General features: G+C 71.2%; 15 protein-coding genes. 7 read left to right on the top strand and 8 right to left on the bottom strand.

Annotation, left to right across the window (positions count from 1 at the left end; all coding sequences use genetic code 11):
- Nucleotides 1–231: 231 nt before the first annotated feature.
- Together SOM08_RS11505 and SOM08_RS11500 are read right to left on the bottom strand one after the other, a co-directional pair.
- The gene (locus tag SOM08_RS11505; RefSeq protein ID WP_322468969.1) at nt 232–1,470 is read right to left on the bottom strand and encodes an FAD-binding oxidoreductase; all 1,239 of its coding nucleotides are present in this window, start codon (nt 1,468–1,470) and stop codon (nt 232–234) included.
- A gap of 58 nt (nt 1,471–1,528) precedes the next feature.
- Nucleotides 1,529–2,200 carry a FadR/GntR family transcriptional regulator gene (locus tag SOM08_RS11500; protein ID WP_322468968.1) on the bottom strand — a complete coding sequence of 224 codons (672 nt, stop codon included), beginning with the start codon at nt 2,198–2,200 and terminating at the stop codon, nt 1,529–1,531.
- Nucleotides 2,201–2,351: 151 nt separating this feature from the next.
- Here SOM08_RS11500 and SOM08_RS11495 point away from each other — a divergent pair, with 151 nt between their 5' ends.
- On the top strand, nt 2,352–3,224 hold the full coding sequence (locus SOM08_RS11495) for a fumarylacetoacetate hydrolase family protein (RefSeq protein WP_322468967.1): 873 nt from the start codon (nt 2,352–2,354) through the stop codon (nt 3,222–3,224).
- A gap of 39 nt (nt 3,225–3,263) precedes the next feature.
- Nucleotides 3,264–4,253: a tripartite tricarboxylate transporter substrate binding protein gene (locus tag SOM08_RS11490; RefSeq protein WP_070398601.1), complete on the top strand. Its 990-nt coding sequence runs from the start codon at nt 3,264–3,266 to the stop codon at nt 4,251–4,253.
- Nucleotides 4,254–4,355: 102 nt separating this feature from the next.
- Here SOM08_RS11490 and SOM08_RS11485 read toward each other — a convergent pair whose 3' ends face one another.
- The 4 genes from SOM08_RS11485 to SOM08_RS11470 form a co-directional block, all read right to left on the bottom strand.
- Nucleotides 4,356–4,874 (bottom strand): hypothetical protein, encoded by a 519-nt coding sequence (locus SOM08_RS11485; protein ID WP_116957473.1) that lies wholly within the window; start codon nt 4,872–4,874, stop codon nt 4,356–4,358.
- A gap of 147 nt (nt 4,875–5,021) precedes the next feature.
- Nucleotides 5,022–5,675: a hypothetical protein gene (locus tag SOM08_RS11480; protein ID WP_116957474.1), complete on the bottom strand. Its 654-nt coding sequence runs from the start codon at nt 5,673–5,675 to the stop codon at nt 5,022–5,024.
- Nucleotides 5,672–6,697, bottom strand: a complete 1,026-nt coding sequence (locus SOM08_RS11475; protein WP_116957475.1) for an MlaD family protein — start codon at nt 6,695–6,697, stop codon at nt 5,672–5,674. Before SOM08_RS11475 ends, SOM08_RS11480 begins: the two co-directional genes overlap by 4 nt.
- Nucleotides 6,698–6,701: 4 nt before the next feature.
- Nucleotides 6,702–7,508, bottom strand: coding sequence for an ABC transporter permease (locus SOM08_RS11470; protein WP_116957556.1), 807 nt, complete (start codon nt 7,506–7,508; stop codon nt 6,702–6,704).
- Between the two features lie 163 nt (nt 7,509–7,671).
- Between SOM08_RS11470 and SOM08_RS11465 the strand changes: the two genes are divergently transcribed.
- The gene (locus SOM08_RS11465) at nt 7,672–9,237 is read left to right on the top strand and encodes a fatty acyl-CoA synthetase (protein ID WP_220377549.1); all 1,566 of its coding nucleotides are present in this window, start codon (nt 7,672–7,674) and stop codon (nt 9,235–9,237) included.
- A gap of 24 nt (nt 9,238–9,261) precedes the next feature.
- Here SOM08_RS11465 and SOM08_RS11460 read toward each other — a convergent pair whose 3' ends face one another.
- On the bottom strand, nt 9,262–10,059 hold the full coding sequence (locus SOM08_RS11460; protein ID WP_416187015.1) for a siderophore-interacting protein: 798 nt from the start codon (nt 10,057–10,059) through the stop codon (nt 9,262–9,264).
- 78 nt (nt 10,060–10,137) lie between these two features.
- On the opposite strand from SOM08_RS11460, the gene SOM08_RS11455 reads away from it, so the two are divergent.
- On the top strand, nt 10,138–10,575 hold the full coding sequence (locus SOM08_RS11455; protein WP_116957558.1) for a MarR family winged helix-turn-helix transcriptional regulator: 438 nt from the start codon (nt 10,138–10,140) through the stop codon (nt 10,573–10,575).
- A gap of 7 nt (nt 10,576–10,582) precedes the next feature.
- Here SOM08_RS11455 and queG read toward each other — a convergent pair whose 3' ends face one another.
- Entirely contained in the window at nt 10,583–11,659 is a 1,077-nt protein-coding gene (gene queG / locus SOM08_RS11450; RefSeq protein WP_416186958.1) for a tRNA epoxyqueuosine(34) reductase QueG, read from the bottom strand.
- Between the two features lie 9 nt (nt 11,660–11,668).
- Between queG and tsaE the strand changes: the two genes are divergently transcribed.
- Genes tsaE through SOM08_RS11435 form a run of 3 tightly spaced genes read left to right on the top strand, consistent with a single transcriptional unit; the run spans nt 11,669 to nt 13,883 of the window.
- On the top strand, nt 11,669–12,196 hold the full coding sequence (tsaE, locus tag SOM08_RS11445; RefSeq protein ID WP_116957478.1) for a tRNA (adenosine(37)-N6)-threonylcarbamoyltransferase complex ATPase subunit type 1 TsaE: 528 nt from the start codon (nt 11,669–11,671) through the stop codon (nt 12,194–12,196).
- 8 nt (nt 12,197–12,204) lie between these two features.
- Nucleotides 12,205–13,632, top strand: coding sequence for an N-acetylmuramoyl-L-alanine amidase (locus SOM08_RS11440; RefSeq protein ID WP_322468965.1), 1,428 nt, complete (start codon nt 12,205–12,207; stop codon nt 13,630–13,632).
- 17 nt (nt 13,633–13,649) lie between these two features.
- Entirely contained in the window at nt 13,650–13,883 is a 234-nt protein-coding gene (locus SOM08_RS11435) for a DUF167 domain-containing protein (RefSeq protein ID WP_116957480.1), read from the top strand.
- Nucleotides 13,884–14,061: the final 178 nt, after the last annotated feature.

The raw sequence follows: 14,061 nt of genomic DNA, 5'->3' as shown, positions 1-14,061 counted from the left end.
TCGAGCGCTTCGTGCGCAAGATTGACGCGGCACACGTCGGCAACCGCGTCTGCTGCGACACAACGGCCCCATCGCGCTGGGCGCCCTGCTGCACACGGTTCAGGACGCGTTCTCTCTCAGCCACGCCAACCGCGAGGACCGCCAGGCCAATTGGCTGAAGGTGAAGGCCTGGCTGAAGGACGAGGTCTTCGCCATCAGCCCCCACACGCCGCCAGGCCGCCAGACCCTGGCTCAGCCGAAGCGTGCCGGCGCGTACGGCCGCGGGTCCACCACCGGCGACTCGCCCCCCAGCAGCTCGGCCAGCAGCCGCCCGCTCACCGGCCCCAGCGTGAAGCCCTGGTGCGCGTGGCCGAAGTTGAACCACAGCCCCCGGTGGCGCGGCGCGGCGCCGATGACGGGCAGCATGTCGGCCGTACAGGGACGCGAGCCCATCCAGGGCTGCGCCTCCACGGCCTGCGGCAGATCGAAGAGCTCGCTGGCCAGCGCGTGCGCGCGCGGCACCTGCACCGGCGTGGGCGGTGCGTCGACCCGCGCGAACTCGGCGCCCGTGGTCACGCGCACGCCCTGGCGCATGGGCACGATGACCAGGCCGCCATCGGCGTCGAGCATCGGCAGGCGCGGTGGCTCGCCGCCGCTGTAGTGGCGGTGGTAACCGCGCTTGACGAACAGCGGGTAGCGGTAGCCCAGCGAGCGCAGCAGGCCGTCGGACCAGGGGCCCAGCGCCACCACGGCGTGCGGCGCGTCGATCTCGCCCTCGTCGGTGCGCACCCGCCAGCCCGCGCCCGCCTGGCGCAGCGTGCCGGCGTCGCCGCGCAGCACGCGCCCGCCCGACTGGCCCAGCAGCGCGGCGTAGCGCGCCACGAGTTCGCCCGGGTCGTTCACCGACCAGGGGTCCAGCCAGTGGATGGCGCCGGCCAGGCGCCGGCGCAGCGCCGGCTCGGCCTGCGCGAGCGCCTCGCTGTCGAGCACGGCGTAGCGCACGCCGTACCCGTCGGCCACGCGGCGCGCGTCGGCCACGGCCTGGCGCATCGAGTCGGCCTCGCGGAACGCGTCGCGAAACCCTTCGCGGCGCACCAGGTCCTGCGCGCCCGACCGCTCGATCAGCGCGTGATGCTCGCCCAGGCAGTGTTCGATGAGGCGCGCGTAGGACCGCGCGATGCGCTGGTGGCTCGCGGGGCGCGAGTGCCACCAGTAGCGGCCCAGCGGCCCCGCCAGCGCGGGCAAGGCGCCCAGGTGGTAGTTGACGTCGGCGCCGCGCTTGAGCGCCACGCGCGCGAGCATGGCCCAGTCGCGCGGGAAGGCGTAGGGCTCCACCGCCTCGCGCTGGATGATGCCGGCATTGCCGTAGGAGGTTTCGCGGCCAGGCCCGCGCCGGTCGACCAGGGTGACGGCGTGGCCGCGCTGGCGCAGGTGCAGCGCGGTGCACACGCCGACCATGCCGGCGCCGAGAACGATGACGGGATCTGCCATGAGCGAAGGCGTCGTGAAGAAGCCGGGATTATTCCCGCGCCCCGAGGCCTCGCCCCGCTCAGGACCCCAGCAGGTTCTGCCGCACGCGCAACAGGTGCGCTCGCGTCATCTCCTTCGCGCGCGCTGCGTCGCGGTCGCGCAGCGCGTTCACGATCTTGCGGTGCTCGGCCTGGTAGGCCAGGCGGCGCTCGGGCGTCACGCTCTTCTTCTTGAGCTGGCCCCAGTCGCCCTGGGCGCGCACGGTCTTCATCAGCTCGAACACGTTGGCCACGAAGCTGTTGTGCGCGGCGTCGGCGATGGCCTGGTGCAGCTCGGCGTCCCAATGTTCGAAGGCCTCCAGCGTGGTCGCGCGCTCGGCCTCGTCGCAGCAGCGGTCCATGCGCTGCAGGTCGGCCGCGTTGGCGTTGCGTATGGCCATGTCGATGATGGCCGGCTCCATCGCCAGGCGCGCCTCCATGAGTTCGGCCGGGCTGGTGGTGCGCGACGAGTCCTGCGCGGCGCGGCGCCCCAGGCGCTCGCCGGCTTGCTCGGTGACGTAGGTACCGCTGCCCACGGTCTGCTCGATCAGGCCCTGTTGCTTGAGCGCGAGCAGCGCCTTGCGCACCGTGGTGCGGCTCACACCGTGCTGCTCGGACAGCTCGCGCTCGGTGGGCAGGCGATCGCCCGCGCGCCACTGGCCGCTCTGGACCTGGTCGAGAAGGCTCTGGTGCAACTGGTTGGACAGGCTCATGCGCGGCACTGTACCAAACCAGACCAATTCATCGAGCCGATCGGGCCCAAGGGTATTCCCCTGGTCGATTCATACTCTGGCGCCCTACCATTGCCGTTCTGGTACCAAATGGTATTTATTGGTATCTTGAATTGAACCATCAGGAGATTTCGTGCGCATCGCCACCTTCGCCCATGAGGGCCAACGCCGTGTCGGCCTCGTGTCGGCCGACGCCCGGTCCGTGACCCCCTTCGACCTGTCGCCCGCCGAGGCCCAGCGCGGCGCCCTCGCCCTGGTCGAGGCCCAGGCCGAGGGCCGGGCCCTGCCGTCCACCCGCGGCGAGCCCATCGCCCTGTCGGCCGTGCGGCTGGAAGCGCCCATCCCCCGGCCGCGGCGCAACCTCTGGTGCGTGGGCCGCAACTACCACGAGCACGCCAAGGAACTGCAGGGCTCGGTCTTCAAGAACAACAACGCCAACCCGGCCCAGTGGCCCATCGTCTTCACCAAGGTGCCGGAGTGCGTGGTCGGCCCCACCGACGCCGTGACCCTGCCCGGCGCGGCCATTTCGTCGCAGATCGACTACGAGGCCGAACTGGCCGTGGTCATCGGCACCGGTGGCAAGAACATCGCCAAGGCCGATGCCATGAAGCACGTCTGGGGCTACACCGCCGTCAACGACGTGACCGCGCGCGACGTGCAGATGCGCCACCAGCAGTGGGACATGGGCAAGAGCTTCGACACCTTCTGCCCCATGGGCCCCTGGATCGTCACGGCCGATGAGCTGGATGGCCAGCACACGCGCGTGCGCTGCTGGGTCAACGGCGAGCAGCGCCAGGACGGCCGCACGGAGGACCTGATCTTCGACATCCCCACGCTGATCGAGACCGTCTCGCGTGGCATCACGCTCTACCCCGGCGACCTGATCGCCACCGGCACGCCGGCCGGCGTGGGCATGGGCCTGAACCCGCCGCAATTCCTGAAGGCCGGCGACGTGGTGCGGGTCGAGATCGACGGCATCGGCTTCATCGAAAACCGCTTTGCCTGAGCCCGCGCCCTTTCCCCACCACCACAGGAGACAGACAGCATGCAACGACGCGACTTCCACCGCCTGCTGGGCGCCTCGGCCCTCGGACTCGGCGGCCTGGGCGGCACCGCCACCGCCTTCGCACAGGACCCGTTCCCGAGCAAGCCCATCACCATGGTGGTGCCCTTCCCGCCCGGCGGCGTGGCCGACGCCGTGGGCCGGCCCGTGGCCGAGGCCATGGCGCGCCACCTGAACCAGTCGGTGGTGGTGGTGAACCGCGGCGGCGCGGGCGGTGCCATCGGCATGGCGCAGGTGGCCAAGGCCCCGGCCGACGGCTACACCGTGCTGATGGCCTTGTCGTCCCTGGTGGTGCTGCCAGAGGCCGACCGCATCCTCAACCGCCCGCCCCAGTTCGAGGTGAACCAGCTGGCGCCCATCGCGCGCATGACGGCCGACCCCACCGTGCTGGTGGTGCGTGCCGACAGCCCCTGGAAGACCTACGCCGAGTTCATCGCCTACGCCAAGGCCAACCCGGGGCGCGTCAGCTTCGGCTCGTCCGGCAACTACGGGACCATGCAGGTGCCGATGGAGCAGCTCAAGGCCGCCACGGGCAGCTTCATGCTGCACGTGCCCTATACCGGCGCGGGCCCGGCCATCGTGGGCCTGCTGGGCGGCCAGGTGGACGCGCTGGCCAGCGGGCCGGCCAGCATCGTGGGCCACATCAAGAGCGGGCGCATGCGCGCGCTGGCGCACTGGGGCGAAGGCCGCCTGGCCCTGCTGCCGGACGTGCCCAGCTTCAAGGAGCTGGGCGTGAACATCGGCTATTCGCAGTGGGCCGGGCTGTTCGCGCCGGCCGGCACGCCGCAGCCGGTGATCGACAAGCTGCGCGAGGCCGCGCGCGCCGCGGCGCGCGACGAGCGCACCATCCAGGTGATGACCACCGCCGGCACGCAGTTCCAGTACCAGGACGCGGCCGAGTTCGACGCCTTCGTGAAGGCCGACGCCGCGGCCATGAAGAGCGTGGTGCAGCGCATCGGCAAGGTGAACTGACGGGGCGATGAACGCTCGCGCAGGCCAAGCCCATGCTCCCAGGGGGGCGCACGTCCCGTGATCGACGTGCGCCCACTACCGCGAGGACACGCCGCCCGCGCCCTAGGCAGCGGCCTGCTGTGCTGCCGCGGCCTGTTGCTGCAGCGCTCCCTGGATGGCCAGGTTGGCCGCGCGCAGCTCGGGCGTGATACGGAAACACGTTCTTTCCCAGGCTGAGCGCTCCCAGGCCTGACCACGCCCTTGATCCTTGCCGAGGATGTACTCCACCGCCGCGCGCACATGGGGATCAGGGTGGTTCTGGAACTGCCTGGCAATACTTCTCTGCGCGTACACGAAGGCCTTGCGCTCGGAATCCAGCTTCAAGGAACCCAGCTCTTCCGTGCCCTTGCTCCGGTTCTTGAGGTAAGCGCGCAGCCCGGCCTGAACCGACCGCTTGTGCGTTGTCAACACGCCACCGTTCTTGCTATAGGCCACGCGCCCATACCGGTCTTCTCGTTTGGGGTCGACAACGAAGTTGATGAATTTTTCGGGATCGGCGACCCGAGCCTCCGGACCCATGGCCCGGTTCTTGTTGCTGAAATCTTTGACGACGTGGCGAATGGCGTTGCTGATGGCACCCATGAATCACTCTCCGTACCCATGAACTGAAGGAGCCGAAGCCGATGGGCTCAGGCATTGGCCTCTCTCAGTGTCACACCATGGCGCAAGGGTTCGACCCCGCACCGGGCCCCATTCGCTAGACCACATGGCCATTCGGCCCCGCCGCGTTCAGCGCCCGCGCGGCGCCACCGCGTCGATGCGCCGCTGCAGACGTTCGGCGCTGGCCGTGTCGCCAGCGGCCTGGGCCGCGCGCTGCTGCACCAGCAGCCAGGCCAGCAGCGGCCGGGCCCAGCCCTGGGCCGAGGCGGTGTCCACCGCCAGCTGCACCAGCGCCGGGCTGGCCTGACCGCGCTGCAGGGCGGCGCCAGCGGCCACCAGTTGCGTCACCGGGTCCGGCACGCCGCGCAGCGCGCCGACCGGGTCGGCCGCCGCGAGCGCGGCGCGGTGCGCGGCCGGCAGGCGCTCGGCGTCACCCGGCCGCAAGCGGTTGGCCAGGTAGCGCGCATAGGCCGCGTCCTCGGGCGTGGCGTCGGCCGCCAGGGCCTCGAAGCCCGCGCAGGGCTCGAACACCAGGGTGGCCGTCCGCAAGGCGCAGCGGTGCAACTCGGCGCGCGCCAGCAGGTCCAGGCGGCCGGTGCGCGCGATGGCGGCGCGCGCCCGCGTGAATTCCACCGCCTCGGTGGCGGTGCGCCCTTCCAGCCAGGCCAGGGCGGCGGCGTCGAGCCCGCTGCGCGCGCTCATCTGCCAGGCCGGGGTGGGCGGTCCGCTGGAACAGGCCGCGAGCGCCAGCGCGAGCAGCAGGGAAACCACGGCCCGGCTCATGGCAGCTTGATCTCCGTGTCGCGCGCGAACGGCCACCTGCGGTTGATGTCGTCGATCAGGCCGTCGATCTTGCGCAGGCTGCTTTCCACGTCGGCGCGCAAGGGGCCCAGGTCGGTGGTGGCCTCGCGCGCGTTGCTGGCCACGCCCTGGGCCTCCACCAGCACGGCGTCCAGCTTCTGCAGGCTACCCCGCGCCTGCTCGAGCAGGCCGTTCATCTGCACCACGGTGGCGCGCACATCGCCCACCACACTGCCCTCGCCGGGCTTGGCGCCCTGGCCGAAAACCTGCCGGTCGGCGTTGGCCACCAGGCTGTCCAGGCGGGTGGCCAGGGCGTCGGCGCGCGCGATCAGCGCGTTGCTGCGCTCGATGGCCTGGCTGAGCTGCTTCGCATCGGCCTCGTTGCCCACCAGCACGCCCATGGCGCCGCGCGGGCCATTGAGCTTCTCGGTGGTGGCGCGCAGGTTGGCCAGCGTGCCTTGCAGCGGCGCGTCCTCGCGCGTGATGGCGTTGAGGTTGTCCAGCAGCGAGCGCGCCGCCGCCGTGATCTGCGGGATCTCGGCCGCCGCGTCGCCGCGCAGCACGGTGCGTTCGGCGCCGTCGGGCAGCGCCGGGTCGTCGAGCACGCCGCTGAAGGCGCGGATGCGCGTGCCGCCCACCAGGCTGCGTTCCATGGTGAAGATGCTGGAGGTGCGCAGCCACTTGGCGTCGCGCTCGCGCACGTCGATCAGGATGCGCGCGTTGCCGTCAGGGGCCAGCTCCACGCGCGTGACGCGGCCGATGGGAAAGCCGGCGAAGGTCATGTCCATGCCCACGGTGACACCCTCGGCATCGTCGGCGATCAGCACCACGCGCTGCGTGGGCTCGAACACACCGCGCGCGAACATCACGTACAGCGCCGAGCCCACCACCAGCAGCAGGGTCAGCGCCATCAGCAGCGCGGCCTTGAACTCCAGACCGCGCACGGGCGGTGGCTCGGGCACCAGGGGTTCCTCGGATGCGGGCGATCGCTCGTGTTCGTTCATGCGTTCAGTAGTAGTTGCCCACCAGGGATCCGATCTCGACCATCAACAGCACGGAGAACAGCCGCGCGAACTCCACCATCTCGCTGCGCGCCACGTAGCGGCCGTGCTCGTCGGGTTCGGCCGCGGCGGCCAGCGGCACCACGGCCACCGCCAGGCTGAAGAACGCGGTCTTGAGCACGAAGATCAGCGAGACCACCGAGTTGAACACGCGCCCGACGTCGTAGGTGTAGGACGGCACCGCCCAGGGCGACAGCCCGTGCACCATCAGATAAGTGAGCACCAGGGCCACCACGCCCGACAGCGCGGCCAGCAGCACCACGGCGTGCACGCTGGCCAGGGCACGCGGCAGCAGGGTGCCGGCCAGGCCGGCGATGCCGGGAATGCGCCCGCCCGCGCGCTGGCGCTGGTCCAGCTGGTGGCGCAGCAGTTCGGCGCCCGGCATGGCGTGGCGCAGCGCCACGAACAGGGCCGCGAACAGCGGGATCAGCTCCAGCACCAGGGTGCGCACCAGCACCTCCAGCGCGTACTGCGACAGCCCATAGCTGCCGGCCGTGGCCGTGACGATGCGGATGATGACCAGGCTGATGAGCGCCGACAGCACCAGGAACCAGGGCAGCAGCGGCAGCACCGCCACCACCAGGTGCGACAGCACCGTGCGCGCCCGCCCGCCCGTGTAACTGCTGGGCGAGAGCATCAGCACCATGATCTGCGCGCCCATCTGCAGCGTGTGCCACCAGGCCACCACCTGGGCGCGGCGCAGCCGCGTCTGGCGCCGAAAGCCCTGGTCCACGTTGGAGGTGATGCCACGCATGCGGCGCATGATAGCCAGCGCCGGCGTCGGGCCCGCGTGTCTCAAGCTGAGAAAACCGGGGTCGCGCCGGCGACAACATGGTGAAAACGCCGATGGCCAAGCCGCGGGCGGCCGCTCCAATCGAAGCCTGTTGCCGCCGCCCGTTTACCAGGAGACACCGAGAATGACCACCGCCATCGCACCCGTGGTGCGCCGCCAGACCATCGCCGACGCGCTGCACCGCACCGCCCAGCGCCTGCCCGACAAGCTCGCCATCGCCTGCGGCGACACGCGCTGGAGCTACGCCGACTTCAACGCCCTGGTCACGCGCCTGGCGGCCGGCCTGGCCCAGCTCGGCGTCGAGGAAGGCGACCGCGTGGCCGTGCTGGCGCGCAACTCGCATGGCTTCGCGGCGCTGCGCTTTGCCATCGCGCGCCGGGGCGCGGTGCTGGTGCCCATCAACTTCATGCTCAAGGCCGACGAGGTCGCCTACATCCTTCGCCACGCCGGCGCCAAGACCCTGGCCACCGACAGCGGCCTGGCCGAGCTGGCGCGCGCCGCCGCCGCGCAGGACACCGCCGTGGAGCGCTTCATCTGGCTGCCCAGCGAAGACCCCAGCGAGCCCGACGCCGCCATGCACCGCTTCGACCACCTCGCGGCCTGCGCGGACCCGCTGCCCGAGGTGGGTCTGCAAAGCACCGACCTGGCGCAGATCGTCTACACCAGCGGCACCGAGTCCATGCCCAAAGGCGCCATGCTCACGCACGACGCCGTGCTGTGGCAGTACGTGAGCTGCGTGATCAACGCCGAGATCGCCGAAGCCGACGTCGCCCTGCACGCCCTGCCGCTGTACCACTGCGCCCAGCTCGACGTGTTCTTCGGCCCGGCCATCTACATCGGCAGCAGCAACGTCATCACGGGCAAGCCCGTGCCCGACCACCTGCTGAACCTGCTGGAGAAGCACCGCATCACCAGCTTCTTCGCCCCGCCCACGGTGTGGATCGCCCTGCTGCGCTCGCCGGCCTTCGACGCCGCGCGCCTGACCACCCTGGCCAAGGGCTACTACGGCGCGTCCATCATGCCGGTGGAGGTGCTCAAGGAACTGGCCGCGCGCCTGCCGGCGGTGCGGCTGTGGAACCTGTACGGCCAGACCGAGATCGCGCCGCTGGCCACGATGCTTGGCCCCGAGGACCAGCTGCGCAAGCCCGGCTCCTGCGGCAAGGCGGTGCTCAACGTGGAGACGCGCGTCGTCAACGAACTGATGGAAGACGTCATGCCCGGCGAGGTGGGCGAGGTGGTGCACCGCTCGCCGCACCTGATGCTGGGCTACTTCAACGACGCCGAAAAAACCGCCGCCAGCTTCTCCGGCGACTGGTTCCACAGCGGCGACCTCGCCACCATCGACGCCGAGGGCTACATCACCATCGTCGACCGCAAGAAGGACATGATCAAGACCGGCGGCGAAAACGTGGCCAGCCGCGAGGTCGAGGAAATGATCTACCGCCTGGGCGCGGTGAGCGAGGTCGCGGTGATCGGCCTGCCCGACGCCAAGTGGGTGGAGGCCGTGACGGCGGTGGTGGTGGTCAAGGCCGGCCAGTCGCTCAGCGAGGACGAGGTCATCGCGCACTGCAACGCGAACATGGCCGGCTTCAAGGCGCCCAAGCGCGTGCTGTTCACCGACGCCCTGCCCAAGAATCCCAGCGGCAAGCTGCTCAAGCGCGAGCTGCGGGTGCGCTACGCGACGGGCTGAGCGCGCGCCCGCGCCGGCGCGCGCTCACAGGGTTTCGTGGTGGCCCGCGCTGCCGCGCTTCCAGTAGGCCGAGGCGCGCACGCGCGCCTTGTCCAGGCCATGGCCCTGCAGCAGGGCCTGGCGCACGGCGGCCATGCTGGCGGCCTCGCCCGCGGCCCAGGCGAAGCCCTCGCCGGCGGGCAGCGTGAGCGCGGCCACCTCGCGCGCCAGCGCGTCGGCGGCATCGGCCCGGACCCAACGAACCTCGGCCAGCGCCCGCCCCCCGAAGCCGCGGCGGTCGGCTGCATCGGCGGTCTGCGCCACCACCAGCACGCGCGCGCCCTCGGGCAGTTCCTCGAGGCGCCGCGAGATCGCCGGCAAGGCGGTCTCGTCGCCCACCAGCAGGTGCCAATCGAACCCCGTGGGCACCACGAAGGAGCCGCGCGGCCCGCCCACGCCGACCTCGTCGCCCACCCGGGCGCCGGCGGCCCATTCGCTGGCCGCGCCGTCGCCGTGCAGCAGAAACTCGATGTCCAGCCAGCCGGCGGCGGCGTCGAAGGCGCGCGGCGTGTAGTCGCGCATCCGGGGTTTCTCGGCGCCCGGCGGCAGGGCCAGGCCGTCCGGACCGGGCGCGGGCAGCACCAGCGGCGCGCCGGCCCGCGCGGGCAGCATGAGCTTGAGGTGGTCGTCGAAAGAGGCGCTGACGAAATCGCCCAGCCCGTCGCCCGAGAGGCGCAGGCGCAGGAAGTTCGCGCCCAGGCGCCGGATGTCGCTCACCCGCAGGCGGCGCACTTTCAGCGCGTGGCGCACACGCTCCACGCTCAGGGAAGACGGGGTAGAGATGGTCACAAGGGCCTTTTTAGTTGACAATAACAACGATCATTCCCCGAACTGGTTGACCACATCAACCATGTGGACATCATGACCCGCCCCACGACCACCGATGTGACCGACCGGCTGCACGCCGTCATGCACGGCCTTCGCCGCCACCTGCAGCAGGCCCTGCGCGAGGACGCCGAGGGCCTGAACCCGATGGAGGCCCGCTGCCTCAACTACTTCGCGCTCCACGAGGGCCACACCCAGAGCGACCTGGTGCAGCACGCCGGGCGTGACAAGGCGCAGATCGCGCGCCTGGTGAAGGGCCTTCACGAACGCGGCCTGCTGCAGGGCCAGGCCGACCCGGCCGATGGCCGCGTCCAGCGCCTGCGCCTGACCCCCGCCGGCCAGGCCCTGCAGCGCCGCCTGCAGCAGCACCGCGCCCGCTTCGAGAAGGCCCTGACGGCCGGACTCAGCGCGCAGGAGCGCGCCACCCTGCTCGCCCTGCTCGACCGGCTGCAAGACAACCTGCCGGGTGGCTGACCCCTTATCAGCCCTGCGCCAGCGCCCAGGCCACGTGTTCGCGCACCAGCGCGCTGGGGTCCTCGGCGCGCGCCCGCAAGGCCCGCCGCACGGCCTCGTCCCCGGTGGCCCGCAGCGCGTTGCCCAGGCCCACCGCCAGGTTGCGCAGCCAGCGCTCGTGCCCGATGCGGCGGATCGCGCTGCCCTCGGTGCGGCGCAGGAACTCGTCCTCGCCCCAGGCGAACAGCTCGATCAGCGTGGCGCCGCCCAGGCCCTCGCGCGGATCGAAGTCCGGCAGCGGCGAGCGCTGGGCGTACTTGTTCCAGGGGCAGGCCAGCTGGCAGTCGTCGCAGCCATAGATGCGATTGGCCATGGCCGGGCGAAGCTCGACCGGGATGGGCCCGGCGTGCTCGATGGTGAGGTAGCTGATGCAGCGCCGCGCGTCCACGCGGCGCGGACCGGTGATGGCCTGGGTGGGGCAGACGTCGATGCAGGCGCTGCAGCTGCCGCAGTGCTCCGTCACCGGCTCGCAGGGGGGCAGGGCCAGGTCCACGTAGATCTCGCCGAGGAAGAACATGGAGCCCGCCTCGCGGTGCAGCGTCAGCGTGTGCTTGCCGCGCCAGCCGATGCCGCTGCGCGCCGCCAGCTCCACCTCCAGCACGGGGGCGGAGTCGGTGAACACGCGGTGGCCGAATGGGCCGACGGCCCCCGCGAGGCGCTCGGACAGCCGCTGCAGGCGCGATCGCAACACCTTGTGGTAGTCCCGCCCCCGCGCGTAGACCGAGACGATGGCCTCGCCGGGGCGCTGCAGGCGGGCCCATTCCTGTGCCACCCAGTCGGGCGCCGCGTCGCGCGGCAGGTAGTCCATTCGCGCGGTGATCACGCTCAGCGTGCCGGGCACCAGCTCGGCCGGGCGGGCGCGCTTGAGGCCGTGCGCGGCCATGTAGGCCATCTCACCGTGGCATCCAGCCGACAACCAGGCCATCAATCCCGGTTCTGCGGCGCTCAGATCCACCCCGGCCACCCCGATTTGGGAGAATCCAAGCTGTCGTCCCCAAGCACGCAACTGCGAGACGAGTTGAGCAGCATCCAACACAGCCTTCATGGGGCGCCGATGGTAGCAACGGCGCCCGCCACCTGGCAGGGCCGCTGGGCCCACGAGGCCGACACCCAGGCCTTCGCCCAGCGCCTGGCCCTGTGCCCCGCCGTCGCCCACGCCACCCTGGCCCTGCACGGCGACCTCGGCGCCGGCAAGACCACCTTCGTGCGCCACCTGCTGCGCGCGCTCGGCGTCAGCGGCCGCATCAAGAGCCCCACCTACGCCGTGGTCGAGCCGCACAGCGCCATCGACTGCCCCCTCATGCCGCCGGGCGAGGCGCTGTCCATCTGGCACTTCGACTTCTACCGCTTCAGCGACCCGCGCGAATGGGAAGAAGCGGGCTTTCGGGAACTGTTCGCCAGTCCCGGCCTCAAGCTCGTCGAATGGCCCGAACGCGCCGCGGGCTTCCTGCCCCCCATCGACCTGGACCTGTACATCACGCCCGACCCGATGAACACCGACCCCGAGCACGACGACGCGCGCCAGGTGCGCGCCGAGGCCCGAACCTCCGCCGGCCAGCTGCTGCTGGCCGCAGTCCAATGACGGGACCGATGAATCACCCCCCCCTGCCCCGCCGCAGGCTGCTGCAGGCCGGCACCCTGGTGCTGCTGCTGGGCACCGCGCACCTCGCCCGCGGCGCCAAGGTCGTGGCCGTGCGCATGTGGCCGGCCGAGGACTACACGCGCGTCACCATCGAAAGCGACTCGGTGCTCAAGACCAACTCCTTCATGGTCAACGACCCGCCGCGCCTGGCGGTGGACATCGAGGGCGTGGACCTGCTGCCCGGCCTGCGTGAGCTGGTGGGCCAGCTCAAGTCCGACGACCCCAACATCGCCGGCCTGCGCGTGGCCCAGAACGCGCCCAACGTGGTGCGCCTGGTGATCGACCTCAAGCACCCGATCAAGCCGCAGATCTTCAACCTGCAGCCCGTGGCGGCCTACCAGCACCGCCTGGTGTTCGACCTCTACCCCAGCGCCCCGCCCGACCCGCTGCTGCAGCTGGTGGAGCAGCAGTCCCAGGCCGACAAGGCCGCCAGCGAGCGCGCCGCGCGCCTGCTGGGCAAGGAAACCGAGGGCCTGGCCCGCACCCAGCCCGACCCGCTGGGCGATCTGATCGCGCGCAGCCAGCGCGGCGAGGCGCCGCCGCCCGAAACCCCGGCCGACACCCCGTCCACTCCACCGCCCGTGGCCAAGGCCCCGCTGCCGCCTGGCCCGAGCAAGCAACGCCCCGGTGGGGGCGCCAGGCAGGCCCCCACCGAACGCCTCATCATCGTGGCGCTCGACCCCGGCCACGGCGGTGAAGACCCCGGCGCCATCGGCCCCAAGGGCACGCAGGAAAAGCAGGTGGTGCTGCAGATCGCGCGCAAGCTGCGCGACCGCATCAACGCCACCACCGTCAACGGCAACCCCATGCGCGCCTTCATGACGCGCGACGCCGACTTCTTCGTGCCGCTGCAGATCCGCGTGGCCAAGGCCCAGCGCGTGCGCGCCGACCTGTTCATCAGCATCCACGCCGACGCCTTCTACAACGCCCGGCCTCAGGGCGCCAGCGTCTACGCGCTGAGCACGCGCGGCGCCAGTTCGGCCGCGGCGCGCTGGATCGCCGACAAGGAGAACAAGGCCGACCTGGTGGGAGGCCTGAACGTGCGCGCCAAGGACGCCACCATCCAGCGCGCCTTGCTCGACATGAGCACCACGGCCCAGATCAACGACAGCCGCAAGATCGGCACCAAGCTGCTGGGCGAGGTGGGCCGCCTGGGCAAGCTGCACAAGCCCCAGGTGGAGCACGCCAACTTCGCCGTGCTGCGCGCGCCCGACATCCCCAGCGTGCTGGTGGAAACCGCCTTCATCAGCAACCCCGACGAGGAACGCCGCCTGCGCGACCCGAAGTACCAGGACGACCTGGCCGACGCCCTGCTGCGCGGCATCGTGAAGTACTTCGAGGCCAACCCACCGCTGGCGCGCAACCGCACGATCTGAACGGAGCGGCCAGGCCCGTGGCGACTCGCATCATCGAGGTGCAGGTGAAGCCCAACGCGCGCGTGAGCGAGCTGGTGGACAACGGCGACGGCACCTGGACCGCCCGCCTGAAGTCGCCGCCGGTGGACGGCAAGGCCAACGAGGAGCTGATCGCGCTGGTGGCCAGGCGCTTCGGCTGCGCCAAGGCCGAGGTGGGCATCAAGACGGGCGCGTCGGGAAGGAAGAAGCGCCTGGTCGTTCAAGAGAAATAGACGCCACTGCCGGGCCGAGTGGGCCACCTCGACGCCGCTCGTCGACGCAGGCGACTCATCCTCAAAGCGTGGGATGTTCGCTACAAACTGTTTCCGACAGAATTTTCCGCAGATTTCATGGCGCCACGCTCCCTCCAACCGAGTGGCGCTCCGCGACACGGACTGAATATTCGCTGCT

The organism is Hydrogenophaga sp. SNF1 (genome assembly GCF_034421675.1).
In the GTDB taxonomy this organism is placed as follows: domain Bacteria; phylum Pseudomonadota; class Gammaproteobacteria; order Burkholderiales; family Burkholderiaceae_C; genus Hydrogenophaga; species Hydrogenophaga borbori.
Note: the sequence above shows the minus strand (reverse complement) of the source record. Positions and strands in the feature narration are given on the sequence as shown.

Excerpts from the sequence above, each read along its gene's own strand:
- queG (WP_416186958.1), bottom strand. The coding sequence starts at position 11,659 with ATGAAGGCTGTGTTGGATGCTGCTCAACTCGTCTCGCAGTTGCGTGCT.
- SOM08_RS11440 (WP_322468965.1), top strand. The coding sequence starts at position 12,205 with ATGAATCACCCCCCCCTGCCCCGCCGCAGGCTGCTGCAGGCCGGCACC.
- SOM08_RS11500 (WP_322468968.1), bottom strand. The coding sequence starts at position 2,200 with ATGAGCCTGTCCAACCAGTTGCACCAGAGCCTTCTCGACCAGGTCCAG.
- SOM08_RS11490 (WP_070398601.1), top strand. The coding sequence starts at position 3,264 with ATGCAACGACGCGACTTCCACCGCCTGCTGGGCGCCTCGGCCCTCGGA.
- SOM08_RS11475 (WP_116957475.1), bottom strand. The coding sequence starts at position 6,697 with ATGAACGAACACGAGCGATCGCCCGCATCCGAGGAACCCCTGGTGCCC.
- tsaE (WP_116957478.1), top strand. The coding sequence starts at position 11,669 with ATGGTAGCAACGGCGCCCGCCACCTGGCAGGGCCGCTGGGCCCACGAG.
- SOM08_RS11465 (WP_220377549.1), top strand. The coding sequence starts at position 7,672 with ATGACCACCGCCATCGCACCCGTGGTGCGCCGCCAGACCATCGCCGAC.
- SOM08_RS11485 (WP_116957473.1), bottom strand. The coding sequence starts at position 4,874 with ATGGGTGCCATCAGCAACGCCATTCGCCACGTCGTCAAAGATTTCAGC.
- SOM08_RS11470 (WP_116957556.1), bottom strand. The coding sequence starts at position 7,508 with ATGCGTGGCATCACCTCCAACGTGGACCAGGGCTTTCGGCGCCAGACG.
- SOM08_RS11480 (WP_116957474.1), bottom strand. The coding sequence starts at position 5,675 with ATGAGCCGGGCCGTGGTTTCCCTGCTGCTCGCGCTGGCGCTCGCGGCC.
- SOM08_RS11505 (WP_322468969.1), bottom strand. The coding sequence starts at position 1,470 with ATGGCAGATCCCGTCATCGTTCTCGGCGCCGGCATGGTCGGCGTGTGC.
- SOM08_RS11455 (WP_116957558.1), top strand. The coding sequence starts at position 10,138 with ATGACCCGCCCCACGACCACCGATGTGACCGACCGGCTGCACGCCGTC.